This window comes from Shinella sumterensis (genome assembly GCF_004514425.2).
GTDB classification, from domain to species: domain Bacteria; phylum Pseudomonadota; class Alphaproteobacteria; order Rhizobiales; family Rhizobiaceae; genus Shinella; species Shinella sumterensis.
In genome coordinates, this window is sequence record NZ_MYFN02000004.1 from 95109 (window position 1) to 107510 (window position 12402).

Consider the following 12402-nt stretch of genomic DNA (forward strand, 5'->3'; position numbering starts at 1 on the left):
ATTTCACTCCGGTGGATCGACAGGCGGGACCAGAGAGATAGAGAGCCGCGCCCCCGGCATCAAGCAAGCTTTTGACGCCGGGGTGTTTTTGCGTCACCCCGGCAGGATGCGCTTGGCGGCCTTGCGTTTGGCGGGGCGCAGTTCGTCGGCGATGGTCTTGGCGATGATGGAGAGCGGCAGGGCGAGCATGGCGCCGGCGGCGCCCCACATCCATGTCCAGAAGATGATCGCGGTGAAGACGATGAAGGCGTTGACCTCCAGCCGCTTGCCCATCACCGCCGGCATGACGAGGTTTTCGATGGCAAGGTGCACGAGGAAGAACAGGAAGGCCGGCATCAGCCCCATGACGATCGTGTCGTGGGTCAGAAGGCCCGCCGAGGCGAGCGCGATCGTCATCAGCGTCACGCCGAGGAAGGGCACGAAGCTGGAGATGAACGCAAACAGGCCCCACAGCACCGGCATGCCGAGCCCGCCGAACCAGGCGATCAGGCCGGTGATCACACCGAGCGAGCCGTAGACCAGCGCCGCCGTCGCGAAATAGTAGCCGAGCGCGGAATCGATGGCGTTCATGATGCGGATCGTCGTCAGCCGCTGGCTGCGGCGCGGAAACGTCATGATGAGCATCTGGCGCAGCTTGAGCCGTGCGGAGAGAAACAGCACGAGCGCGGCAAAGAAGATCATGCCCTGCAACAGGGCGGGGGTGAGGCTGGACGACAGGATGCTCAGCACGCTGCCGGTGTTTTCCAGCACCTTCTCCATCGACATCTGCCCGGTCTCGAAGGCGGCCGGATTGACGTTGAGCCAGCCGAAACGGGAAAAGAGCGGCGTGATGCGGTCATAGGCATCGCGCACCAGATCCGGGGCATTGGCCGCAAGCTGTGTGATCGGCTCGGCCAGCGCGCCGGCGATGAGGAAGAGGCCGACACCGAAGGCGCTCGCCAGGAGAAGGGCGGCGGGCAGCGGGGGAATGCCCATCTTGTTCAGCTTCTCGGCGGCGACGCCGAAGATCAGCCCGATGACGACGGCCAGCGACAGCGGGATGAGGATGGGCGCCATCAGATAGACGATGCCCATGGCCATGATGGCAAAGATGCCGATGATCGCCCAGGACGAGGCGGTCAGCAGCCCGTCGCGTCTTATCGAGACGTCCTCGACGTCGTCTTCGTTTTCGAGGCTGCTCGCCAGCAGGCGGCGTTCGGCTGGCTTTGCGGACATGTCGTGCATGGAAGGTTCCCCCTGTCTGCGCCACAAACGCCGCCGGTCGGTGGAAGTTCCATAAGCAAATGCCGTTGTAACCTCTGGTGGGTTGCCGGCCGTCGTCAAATCGACATATTGCCGCGCAAACCCCAACGAGCCGTCGAAAACGACGAGGCGAAGAGGAGTGAGAATGGTAAACCGGCAGACCCGCGGCCTTCGACTTGCCCTGTGCGTGCTTGCGCTGCTGCCCGTCGGCCTGTCGCCCGCCATGGCGATGGACGCCCGGGTGCGCGGAGAGTTGCAGAAGCTCGACCCGGAAGAACGGCTCGAGCAGCGGTGCGACATGGAAGCGATGGACAAGATCAGCGGCGCCAGGGAAGGCTACCGTCCTGACAAGGTCATCGCCTACGCGTTCGGCGATCCCAAGGTCGACGGCACGACGCTGAAGACGAAGGGCGCGGTGTTCCGCAGCAAGGGCGAATGGTACCGCCTGTCCTACAAGTGCGAGACGAGCGCCGACCGCCTGGAGATCAACGCCTTCAAATACACGATCGGCGAGCCCGTGCCGCACGATCAGTGGGCCGCGCATTACCTTTACGACTGATCGGACCTTTACGACGGAAGGGATGGGCGCGAGAAGCGGCGCTCAACGCCTGCCTCTCGCGCCTGTGGCCTAAGCCGAAAGCTTCAGTCCGATGCCCCAGGGATCGACGAGCGAGACGGTATCGCCGGAGCGGGTGGTCGGGATGGCCAGTTCGTCCAGCTTCGCCACGGCCGCGTCGAGCTTGACCTTGTCGTTGAAGCGCAGCGTATAGTCCGAAAGACCGGTCATGCCGTCCTGCCGCTTCGGCCGGCCGCGCGAGTTCCACACATTGGCCGCCACATGGTGGTGGTACTTGCCCGTCGAAAAGAAGCTCGCACCCGGATAGGTCGCCATGATGTCGAGGCCGAGCACATCGCGGAAGAACGCGTCGGCTTCCGGGATATCCGAGACCTGCAGGTGGATATGGCCGATGACCGTGCCGTTTTCCTGGCCCGTCCAGCCGTCCTTCGGGGCCTCGTCGTAGAGCGCCTGGAGGTCGAGCCGGTTCGTCGCCATCTTCACGCCGCCGTCGGGAACATAGGTCCATTCCGAGCGGTCACGGTCGCGATAGATTTCGATGCCGTTGCCCTCGGGGTCGTCGAGATAGATCGCCTCGCTGACGAGATGGTCGGATGCGCCGGTCAGCGGCACGTTGTTGTGGGCCGCATGCGCCAGCCACCGGCCGAGCTCCTTGCGGTTCGGCACGAGGAAGGCGGTGTGGAACAGGCCGGGTGCCGTGCGCGGCGCGCGGGCGGCGTTGCTGCCGGTGGTCAGCGTCAGCAGCGGGCGCCCGCCCACGCCGAGCGTTTCGCCCGAGGCGGACGTGTCCAGCACCGAAAGACCCATGGCCTTCTGGTAGAAGGAAGAGACCATCGGCAGGTCGATGACGTTGAGATGCGAATGGTCGACGAAGGCCGGCATATCGACGGCATGGTCGGTCGTGGCTGTCATGGATGCGGTCTCCGCGTGAAGGGGCAGGGCGGCTGCGCCAGCGATGCCTGCGGCGGCTGCGCCGAGGAAGGTTCGTCTGTCGAGAGCCGTCATGATGATGTCCCTGTTTCGGTTTCCCTCGGAAACCGTTCTGTCGGGAGGAATATGGCTGGCCGGCATCGTTCACGAAAGATGGTGTTTCGGCGATTTACTGTCAATGCAGCGTTGACGGTCTGATTCCGATCAATGCCGGAAGTAGCCCGGCCTCTACTGACGGAACCGGCCAGCGTTTCAGCCGGCAATGATTGTTGATCCGGCCTCGGCGCTCTCTCCCTTGCCTCCGCGCTGCAAAGATACCACCATAGGAAGGAGTATCATTGCAGGCAGGGCATCGTGGAAATAAAAGGCGTCAAGTGGAACTATGACCGGTACGAGGTGATCGCCGACGGTGTCGTGCACGGCATCGGCGTCGTCTTCGCGCTGATCGGGGTGACGGCGCTGATCTTCTATGCGACCGTCTGGGCCAGCAGCGGCCAGCTTGCCGCCGCCTGGGTCTATGGCGTGGGGCTGGTGCTCTCGCTCGGTATTTCCTTCGCCTACAATATCTGGCCGGTCTCGACGGTGAAGTGGCATCTGCGCCGCTTCGACCATTCCGCGATCTTCATCCTCATCGCCGCGACCTACACGCCGTTCCTGCAACGCGGCATCGACGATCCGTTCCTGGCGGCCATGCTCGTCGGCATCTGGGTGATGGCGGCGGCGGGCGTGGCGCTGAAGTTCCTCTTCCCCGGCCGCTACGACAAGCTGGCGATCCTCATCTACCTCGCCATGGGCTGGAGCGGTGTCTTCGCGGCCGGGCCACTGACCACGCACCTTTCCGCCGCCACGCTGGCGCTGATCGTCGTCGGCGGTGTGCTCTATTCGGTCGGCGTCATCTTCCATGTCTGGGAAAAGCTGCGCTTCCAGAATGCCATCTGGCACGGCTTCGTCGTGGCCGCCGCCGCCGTGCATTATTCGGCCGTCCTGACGAGCGTCGTCGCCGGCGTCTGACGCCGCCGCCTATTGCGCGGCGGGTGCCGCGCCCTGCGCGTTCGTGCAGCCCTGCGCCGGCCGCAGCGACTTCACCAGCCGGCCGACCAGCGGGGAAATCTCCGCCTTCATCGTATCAGGATATTCCAGCACGAAGGAGGCGGCGGCACCCTCGCACAGCGCGATCGCCCGGTGATAGAGGATCGACGTGCCGCGCGTGCCCGAAAGGCTGGCCCAGCCGGCCGTCTGCCGGTCGTAACTCAGATCCCAGCCCTCCCGCGCATAGGTCGCGCGCCGTTCCGCAACGTCCTCCTTGAAATCGCCCTCGGCCAGCGTGTGGCCCCAGACGGCAAGCCTCGCCTCGCCATTGGCATAGCTCTGCCCGTCGCCGTTGTCGGCCTCGCGCACCAGCGCGAAGCCCGGCGGTATCTCCACCGCAAAGCCGAAACGGGCATTGGCATAGGGCGTCCACTCCGCGGCAATCGCGGCGAGAGGCAGGCAAAAAACACCGATCAGGACGAGAAGAAGGCGCACGTTTTGAGGTCTCCGGTCATCAACAGGGAGGGAACGGACAGGCTAGGCCATTTCTTCGTGGATCAAAACACGCACTGGACAGCTTTCCCGCCCTTCCTGTAATTCATTCATAGAAGCCGGGGGAACCATGGACATCACGATACGCGACGCCACGGAAGGCGATCTTCCGGGCATCATGGACATTTACAACGATGCGGTTGTCAACACGACGGCGATCTGGAACGAGGCCGTCGTCGATCTCGACAACCGCAAGGCCTGGTTTGCCGCCCGCCGGGAACGGGGTTTCCCGGTCCTGGTGGCGCTGCGCGGAAAACAGGTGATCGGCTACGCCTCCTACGGCGACTGGCGCGCCTTCGACGGCTACCGCCACACGGTCGAGCACTCCGTCTATGTGCGCAGCGACACGCGCGGCGCGGGAACCGGCGGCAAGCTGATGAAGGCGCTGATCGACCGCGCGAGCTTCAACGGCGTCCACGTGATGATCGCCGGCATCGAGGCGGAAAACACCGCCTCGATCAAGCTGCATGAAAAGTTCGGCTTCCGCACCGTCGGCCGCTTCAGCGAGGTGGGCATCAAGTTCGGCCGCTGGCTGGACCTGACCTGCATGGAGCTGAAGGTGCCGAAGCGGTAAGCCCTCAGTCCGGATCGAAGCTGAGCGCCACGCCGTTCATGCAGTAGCGCAGGCCCGTCGGGGGAGGGCCATCCGGGAACACATGGCCGAGATGGGCGTCGCAATCCGAACAGCGGATTTCCGTGCGCGTCATGCCATAGGAGTAATCGGCGTGATCGGTGACGGCGCCGGGCTCGATCGGCTGGTAGAAGCTCGGCCAGCCCGTGCCGGAATTGTATTTCGCCTCCGACCGGTAAAGCGGCCTGTTGCAGCAGATGCAGCGGTAGGTCCCCTTCTTCGACAGGTCGAAATCGGGGCTAGAGAAGGCGCGTTCCGTGCCGTGCTCGCGGGTGATGCGGAACTGCTCGGGCGTCAGGATCTGCCGCCATTCGTCCTTGGTCTTGTTGACCTTCAATGTCGTCGTCTCGCTCATGGGAACCTCCAGTTGCTCCATAGATAGGACGCCAATTGTGGCAAGACAATCAGCCCCCCGGAACAAGCCCGACGTTCCGCCGCCTGTGCCGCCCGTTGTCATATTCTCGTGAGCAAACGCCGGGTCGTGCCGATCGAGGGTGGTCATTTCCGCACAGGCATCCTAGAAACGGCACCGGAATGATCGAACGAAGACGGTCGAAGCCGCACGTGAGGGAGATTGAATGACAGGCACCATGGGCTTCACCTTGCTGGCCTTTTGCCTGCCGTTTATCGGCGCGTTCGTTGCACCCTTCCTGACGCGCCTGCTCGGGCACAATGCCGCCTGGCCGTTGGCGCTCATTCCCTTCGCCGTCTTCCTGCATTTCCTGGGCTTCAACGCCGATATCGCGGACGGCCGCATCGTCACGGGCGGCTATATGTGGGTGCCGTCCTACAATGTCAGCTTCTCCTGGCTGATCGACGGCCTGTCGCTGACCTTCCTGCTGCTGATTTCCGGCATCGGCACGCTGATCATGCTTTACGCCGGCGGTTACCTGAAGGGGCACCCGCAGCAGGGGCGGTTCTTCTCCTTCATCCTGATGTTCATGGGCGCGATGCTCGGCCTTGTCGCCTCCGACAGTTTCCTGATGCTGTTCGTCTTCTGGGAGCTGACGTCGATCACCTCCTTCCTGCTGATCGGTTTCGACCATGCGCGCGAAGCCTCGCGCCGTGCGGCGCTGCAGGCGCTGATCGTGACGGGCGGGGGCGGCCTGTTCCTGCTGGCGGGCCTCTTGCTTCTGTGGGACGTGACCGATGTCACGCAGTTCTCGCTGCTCATGTCCTTCGGCCCGGAGCTGCGGGCAAGCCCGTTCTATCTGGCGATCCTGTTTCTCATGCTGGGTGGCGCCTTCACCAAGTCGGCGCAGTTTCCGTTCCATTTCTGGCTGCCCAACGCCATGGAGGCGCCCACGCCCGTCTCGGCCTACCTGCATTCGGCGACCATGGTGAAGGCCGGCGTCTACCTCCTGATGCGGCTCAATCCGGTGATGGGCGGAACGCCCGCCTGGGAGACCATCCTGCCGGCCATCGGCGGCCTCACGCTGCTGGTGGGAGCCGTGCTCGCCATCCGCCAGACGGACCTGAAGCTGATGCTCGCCTATACGACGGTGGCCTCGCTCGGCCTGCTGGTGATGCTGACCGGCTTCGGATCGGAACATGCGATTGCGGCGGCGGCGCTCTATCTCGTCGCCCATTCGCTGTTCAAGGGCGCGCTCTTCATGGTGGCCGGCCTTATCGATCACGAGACCGGTACGCGCGACGTCACGAAGCTCGGCGGCCTGCGCCGGGCCATGCCCATAACCTTCCTCGCCGCCCTGCTCGCCGCGCTCTCCATGGGCGGGTTGCCGCCCTTCTTCGGCTTCCTCGCCAAGGAGGAGATCTACGCTGCACTCGCCGGCGGCAATGCGCGCGCCATCGCCTTCACGACAACCGCCGTCCTCGGCAATGCGCTGATGTTTGCCGTCGCCTTCGCGGTTGCGCTGAAACCGTTCCTCGGCACTGCCGTCGCAACGCCGAAACGGGCGCATGAAGGCCCGGCGCTGCTCTGGATCGGACCGCTGCTGCTGGCGGTAAAGGGGCTCGCCATCGGCGTCTTCTCGGGCCTCGCCCATGTGCTGCTGACCGCGCCGCTCGCCTCGGCGATAGCGGGCACGCCGCAGACCATCACGATTTCGGCCGTACCGCATATGGGCATCGCGCTCTATCTCTCGCTGCTGACCGTCGCCATCGGCGTCTTCGTCTTCCTGAAGCTGGATGCGGCCCGCGCGGCGGCCGACCGGCTGATCGAGGACATCGGCTGGGGCCCGGACAGGGGCTTCGACCAGGCGATGCGCGGCCTCGTGCGCATGGCGACACGGGTCACGCGCCTGACGCAGCCCGGCCTCATGGAAATCTACGTGACGGCAACCTTCGTCGTGGTCGCGCTGGCGCTCCTGGTGCCGCCGGCGGTGTACGGCGAATGGCCGCGTGCGCCGGTCTGGCCCGCCGACATGCCGTTCCACGAACTGGCGGTCATGGCGCTGGCCGCGCTCGGCATCGTCGCCGTGCTGATGGCCAGCAATCGCCTGACGGCCATCGTGGCGCTCGGCATCCAGGGCTTCTGCGTCGCGATGCTCTTCCTGCTGTTCGGCGCCCCGGACCTCGCCTTCACGCAGTTCATGATCGAGACGCTCTCCGTCGTCATCCTGGCGCTCGCCATGACACGGCTGAAGCTGACGCCGCGCGACCATCGCCCGCTGCGCGAAAAGATCCCCGACGCCGTGATCGCCACCGCCTGCGGTGTCGGCTTCGCGCTCTATCTGCTGCGGGTCACGCAGGGGCGCTTCGACAGCGCACTCACCGATTTCTTCAACCTCTATTCCAAGACGATCGCTCACGGCGCCAATGTGGTGAACGTCATCATCGTCGATTTCCGTGGCACGGATACGCTCGGCGAAATCGCCGTCGTCATGGTCACGGGGCTGGCGATCCTCTCGCTGATCCGCATCCGCAAGGGGAGACGGGCATGAACACCCTGATCTTCCGCACCGTCGCGCCCTTCCTCACCGCCCTCATGGTGTTGTTTTCGCTGTTCGTGCTCTTGCGCGGCCATAACGAGCCGGGTGGCGGCTTCATCGGGGGGCTGATCGCCGTTTCGGCGCTCGCCATCTTCGGCATCGCCAACGGCATTGCGGCCGTGCGCCGGGCGCTCTGGTTCCATCCAATGGCGATATCGGCCTTCGGGCTGTTCATCGCCTGCCTTGCCGGGCTGATGTCGATCTTTTTCGCCGTGCCCTTCATGACCGGGCTGTGGATCACGCCTGTCATCCTCGGCGTGGAAATACCGCTGTCGTCGGTGATGCTGTTCGATACCGGCGTCTATCTCGTCGTGGTGGGATCGATCACTTCCATCGCGCTGGCGCTCGAGGCGGGGGACGACGCATGATGGAGTTTCCCTTCGCGCTGCTCGTCGGCCTGTTCTTCGCCGCCGCCGTCTATCTCATGCTGTCGAAGTTCCTTGTGCGCGTGCTGCTCGGCGTCGTGCTGCTCGGCAACGGCGTCAATCTGCTGATCTTCACCAACGGACGCATCCTGCGCGAGGTGCCGCCGATCATCCCCCACGGCCACGACGTGCCGGTGGCGCTGACGGCCAATCCGCTGCCGCAGGCGCTGATCCTGACGGCGATCGTCATTTCCTTCTCCTTCTTCGCCTTCCTCCTCGTGCTCGTCTACCGCGCCTATCAGGATCTCGGCACCGATAACGGCAACGAGATGCGTGCCTCCGAGCCGGAGAACGATCCCCTTCCGCCCACCGGCTACTGACAGGAACCGACCCGCCAATGGCCGAAAGCCCCGCCGATCTCTCCGCAGCCCTCCTGATGACGCCGGTCCCGACCGCCGACTGGCTGGTCGTGCTGCCGCCCGCCTGGTGCATCCTTGCCGGCGCGGTTCTCCTGATGCTGCGCAAGTCGCTGCACCTGCAGGCCTGGCTCGCGGTGCCGGCGCTTGCCATCCTCGTCGTGCTCGACGGGTTGCTGCTGCGCCATGTCCTCGCCAACGGCCCGGTGACCATGGTGATGGGCCGCTGGCTGCCGCCGTTCGGCATCGCCTTCACCGCCGACCTGGCGGGCGTGCTCTTCGCGCTTGCCGGCGCTGTGGTGGCGCTGGCGGGCGCGGTCTATGCGCTTGCCGATATCGATGGCAGCGCGCGACGCTACGGCTTCTACCCGTTCCTGCTGCTGCTGATGGCCGGCGTCTCCGGCGCCTTCCTGACCGGCGACGTCTTCAACCTCTATGTCTGGTTCGAGGTGCTGCTGATCGCGTCCTTCGGCCTGATCACGCTGGGCTCCGAGCCGCGCCAGATCGACGGCGCGATCAAATACGCCTTCCTCAACCTGATCGCCACGACGCTGTTCCTCGTCACGACCGGCTATCTCTACGGCATCTTCGGCACGCTCAACATGGCCGACATCGCGGTGAAGGCGGCGGCCGGGCGCGACAGCCTGCCGCTGATGACGCTCGCCACGCTCTATCTGCTGGCCTTCGGCATGAAGGCCGCTGCCTTCCCGGTGAACTTCTGGCTGCCGGCCTCCTACCATACGCCGCGCATCGTCGTGGCCGCGCTCTTTGCCGGCCTGCTCACCAAGGTCGGCATCTATGCGCTGCTGCGCACGCTCATCATGCTGTTTCCCGTCGAGCGCGAGGAACTGAGCTTCGTCATCGCGCTTGCCGGCACCGCCACGATGATCGTCGGCGCGCTCGGTGCGCTGGGCAACAGCGATATCCGCCGGGTGCTCGGCTATGTCGTCATATCCGGCATCGGCGTCATGCTCGCCGGCCTCTCGCTCGGCAGCCCGGGCGGCGTGGGCGGCGCGATCTTCTATGCGCTGCATTCCATGGTGGTGATGACGGCGCTCTACATGGCCGCGGGACTGGTGGGCCGGCTGGCCGGCAGCTTCGACCTCAACCGCCTCGGCGGGCTCTACGGCCGCTCGGCGCTGTTTTCCGCGCTGTCGCTCGTGCTGTTCTTCGCCGCATCGGGCCTGCCGCCCTTTTCCGGCTTCTGGCCCAAGGTCATGGTCGCCAAGGCGGCGCTGGATATCGGCGCCTGGTGGCTGGTGGCGGCCGTTTTCCTCACCGGCTTCCTCGTCACCATCGCGCTTGGCCGCGTCTTCGCGCTCGCCTATTGGCGGCCCGCGCCGGAACCGCTGCCGGCCACGGCCATCCCCGCAAGCCTGCTGCTGCCGCTGGCCGTCCTGATGGCGCTGACGGTGGCCTTCGGCCTGTTTCCCGAGGCCCTGCTGTCGACCATCCAGGCAGCCGCGCAGGGGTTGTCCGATCCGAGCGCCTATATCGGCTCGGTCTTTCCGGGAGGGACCTGACATGCGGCCTGCCGTCACCGTCGCGCTCTTCGCGCTTGTCTGGCTTGCCGTCTCCGGCAGCTTCACCATCCCCAATCTGCTGCTGGGGCTCGCCGCCGGGGCGCTGTCGCTCTGGCTCATCCGGGGCCATATCCGGCCCGACGGCCGGCGCTTCCGGCCGCTGAAGGTGCTGTCGCTCGCCGTGCTGTTCATCAAGGAGCTGGCGCTGTCGGCCTGGAAGGTCGCGGTGCTGGTGGCGAGCCCGAAAATGGCGCTGAAGCCGGGCATCTTCGCCTTCCCGCTGACGGTCGACCGGGATTTCGAGATCACGCTGCTCGCCAACCTCATTACGCTGACGCCGGGCACGCTCTCCGTCGATGTCTCCGAGGACCGCAAGGTGCTCTATGTGCACGCGCTCGACTGCTCCGACCCGGCCGGCGCGCGGCGCGATATCGCCAACGGCTTCGAGAGGAAGATCATGGAGGCCTTCCGCTGATGGGCGCTGCAACGATCCTTTCCGCCGCCTCGACGCTCGCGCTCGCGCTGATGTGCGTGGCCTTCTTCCTGACCGCATGGCGCGTCATCCGCGGCCCGACCCTGCCGGACCGCATCGTCGCGCTCGACATGCTGGTGGCCATCGCCATCGGCTTCATCGCCGTCATCGCCATCCGCACGGGCTTCAACCTCTATATCGACATCGCCATCGCGCTCGGGCTGGTCGGCTTTCTCGCCACCGTCGCCTTCGCACGCTTCGTGCTGAGCCATGGCATGGCGGACGAAGGGGAAGAGCCGGCAGCCTCGCCGGCAAGGCCGGCGCGCGGCAAGGGCCGGCGCAAGGGGAGGGTGCGCTGATGCTCGATATCGTGCTTGCGCTCATTGTCGCCGTCATGCTCGTTTCCGGCGGCATCTTCGTCTTCCTGGCGGCGCTCGGCATCGTGCGCCTGCCCGATGTCTATACCCGCATGCACGCGGCCTCGAAGGCCGGCACGGTTGGCTCCGGCCTCATGCTGTTTGCGGCGGGCATCCACGCGCTCGATATCGCGATCTTCATGCGGGCCTTCGCCGGCTTCGTGTTCTTCGTGCTGACGGCGCCGGTGGCGGCCCATCTGCTCGCCCGGGCCGCGCACAAGGCCGGATATCGCCTCGCCAGGGTATCGGCGGTGGACGAGATGCGCGACGCGGAACGGCGGGACGCCAAGAAACGCTGACATTGCTTCCAATAGTATATTCTAAAACTTGGAATAGTTCTCACATTCTTGTGCACGCGGAGACTTGCGAAAATCTATCGCTTTGCGATTGCAAGATAATGCTGGACATTGAATTGTGGAATGATATTTCAGATGAAGTAAAGCTGATGCGCTGATTTAATTCATGCCCATTTTTCCTGCTTAGGTTGTGCGTCTTCGTAATCTAGCTCGCCCGCTATAGGTTTCGTCGAGATCGCCGTGCAGAAGCGGATTGTGCGCTGGAGGGAATTATATTGGCGTAAAATTTCGGTGTTTTGGCTGACGCGCCCGCAAATCGGCGTCGTTTCGCGGCCCACTCACCGGGAACAAGGCTTTGTTCACAAATTGAAGTGTAGGCGGATGGAAAGAGACTATCGGCTTGCGCGCGTGCGACAGGAGAAAGACATGACTGATAATACCCTTGCTTCCGGCTCCACTCTGCTCGTTGAACTGACCGCCGACATCGTGGCCGCCTATGTCGGCAACCACGTCGTGCCGGTTTCCGAACTGTCGGGCCTCATCGCCGATGTGCATTCCGCGCTGAACAACACGACGCAGCCTGCCGCTGCCGTCGAGGCACCGGTTGTCGCCGAAAAGCCGAAGCCGCCGGTCCCGGTGAAGAAGTCCGTGCAGAACGACTACATCATCTGCCTGGAAGACGGCCAGAAGTTCAAGTCGCTCAAGCGCCACCTGATGACCCACCACGGCATGACGCCGGAGGAATACCGCGAGAAGTGGGACCTGCCGGCCGATTATCCGATGGTCGCACCCGCCTATGCGGAAGCCCGTTCGCGCCTCGCCAAGGAAATGGGCCTTGGCCAGCGCCGCAAGGGCAAGTAAGCGCCGCATCGTCGTCGCAGGGATCGAAAGGCCGGCGTCTTAGGGGACGCCGGCCTTTTTCATGCCGCAAAGGGAAGGGTTAATAAGGAATAAAAGCCTATATATGGGGATGAATTTCAAAAAAATGTTAAGGTTTTCAAG

General features: G+C 64.5%; 15 protein-coding genes. 11 read left to right on the forward strand and 4 right to left on the reverse strand.

Annotated elements, in window-relative coordinates:
* Positions 1-93 precede the first annotated feature (93 nt).
* Positions 94-1224, reverse strand: a complete 1131-nt coding sequence (locus tag B5M41_RS09400) for an AI-2E family transporter (protein ID WP_134647637.1) — start codon at positions 1222-1224, stop codon at positions 94-96.
* Positions 1225-1387: 163 nt separating this feature from the next.
* Here B5M41_RS09400 and B5M41_RS09405 point away from each other — a divergent pair, with 163 nt between their 5' ends.
* Positions 1388-1801 (forward strand): DUF930 domain-containing protein, encoded by a 414-nt coding sequence (locus B5M41_RS09405; protein WP_134647635.1) that lies wholly within the window; start codon positions 1388-1390, stop codon positions 1799-1801.
* 69 nt (positions 1802-1870) lie between these two features.
* Here the strand turns inward: B5M41_RS09405 and B5M41_RS09410 are convergent, their stop codons facing one another.
* Positions 1871-2731 (reverse strand): VOC family protein, encoded by an 861-nt coding sequence (locus B5M41_RS09410; RefSeq protein WP_167718900.1) that lies wholly within the window; start codon positions 2729-2731, stop codon positions 1871-1873.
* 369 nt (positions 2732-3100) lie between these two features.
* Here B5M41_RS09410 and trhA point away from each other — a divergent pair, with 369 nt between their 5' ends.
* On the forward strand, positions 3101-3760 hold the full coding sequence (gene trhA, locus B5M41_RS09415) for a PAQR family membrane homeostasis protein TrhA (protein WP_134647631.1): 660 nt from the start codon (positions 3101-3103) through the stop codon (positions 3758-3760).
* A 9-nt stretch (positions 3761-3769) separates the two neighbouring features.
* Here the strand turns inward: trhA and B5M41_RS09420 are convergent, their stop codons facing one another.
* Entirely contained in the window at positions 3770-4273 is a 504-nt protein-coding gene (locus B5M41_RS09420) for a hypothetical protein (RefSeq protein ID WP_134647629.1), read from the reverse strand.
* A gap of 127 nt (positions 4274-4400) precedes the next feature.
* On the opposite strand from B5M41_RS09420, the gene B5M41_RS09425 reads away from it, so the two are divergent.
* Complete coding sequence (locus B5M41_RS09425) at positions 4401-4904, forward strand: GNAT family N-acetyltransferase (protein ID WP_134647627.1); 504 nt, start codon at positions 4401-4403, stop codon at positions 4902-4904.
* Positions 4905-4908: 4 nt separating this feature from the next.
* Here B5M41_RS09425 and msrB read toward each other — a convergent pair whose 3' ends face one another.
* Positions 4909-5316: a peptide-methionine (R)-S-oxide reductase MsrB gene (gene msrB, locus B5M41_RS09430; RefSeq protein ID WP_134647625.1), complete on the reverse strand. Its 408-nt coding sequence runs from the start codon at positions 5314-5316 to the stop codon at positions 4909-4911.
* 223 nt (positions 5317-5539) lie between these two features.
* Here msrB and B5M41_RS09435 point away from each other — a divergent pair, with 223 nt between their 5' ends.
* The 8 genes from B5M41_RS09435 (at position 5540) to B5M41_RS09470 (ending at position 12261) form a co-directional block, all read left to right on the forward strand.
* Positions 5540-7864, forward strand: a complete 2325-nt coding sequence (locus B5M41_RS09435; protein WP_167718888.1) for a putative monovalent cation/H+ antiporter subunit A — start codon at positions 5540-5542, stop codon at positions 7862-7864.
* Positions 7861-8280, forward strand: a complete 420-nt coding sequence (locus B5M41_RS09440; RefSeq protein WP_134647624.1) for a Na(+)/H(+) antiporter subunit B — start codon at positions 7861-7863, stop codon at positions 8278-8280. The genes B5M41_RS09435 and B5M41_RS09440 overlap by 4 nt, the downstream gene beginning before the upstream one ends.
* A complete protein-coding gene (locus B5M41_RS09445) occupies positions 8277-8657 on the forward strand; it encodes a Na+/H+ antiporter subunit C (RefSeq protein ID WP_202402218.1) in 381 nt (126 codons plus the stop codon). Before B5M41_RS09440 ends, B5M41_RS09445 begins: the two co-directional genes overlap by 4 nt.
* 17 nt (positions 8658-8674) lie before the next feature.
* Positions 8675-10216 carry a Na+/H+ antiporter subunit D gene (locus B5M41_RS09450; protein WP_134647622.1) on the forward strand — a complete coding sequence of 514 codons (1542 nt, stop codon included), beginning with the start codon at positions 8675-8677 and terminating at the stop codon, positions 10214-10216.
* A gap of 1 nt (position 10217) precedes the next feature.
* Positions 10218-10691, forward strand: a complete 474-nt coding sequence (locus B5M41_RS09455; RefSeq protein ID WP_134647620.1) for a Na+/H+ antiporter subunit E — start codon at positions 10218-10220, stop codon at positions 10689-10691.
* Complete coding sequence (locus B5M41_RS09460) at positions 10691-11047, forward strand: cation:proton antiporter (RefSeq protein WP_134647618.1); 357 nt, start codon at positions 10691-10693, stop codon at positions 11045-11047. The genes B5M41_RS09455 and B5M41_RS09460 overlap by 1 nt, the downstream gene beginning before the upstream one ends.
* The gene (mnhG, locus tag B5M41_RS09465) at positions 11047-11403 is read left to right on the forward strand and encodes a monovalent cation/H(+) antiporter subunit G (protein WP_134647616.1); all 357 of its coding nucleotides are present in this window, start codon (positions 11047-11049) and stop codon (positions 11401-11403) included. The genes B5M41_RS09460 and mnhG overlap by 1 nt, the downstream gene beginning before the upstream one ends.
* 423 nt (positions 11404-11826) lie before the next feature.
* Entirely contained in the window at positions 11827-12261 is a 435-nt protein-coding gene (locus tag B5M41_RS09470; RefSeq protein ID WP_134647614.1) for a Ros/MucR family transcriptional regulator, read from the forward strand.
* The last annotated feature ends 141 nt before the right edge of the window (positions 12262-12402 follow it).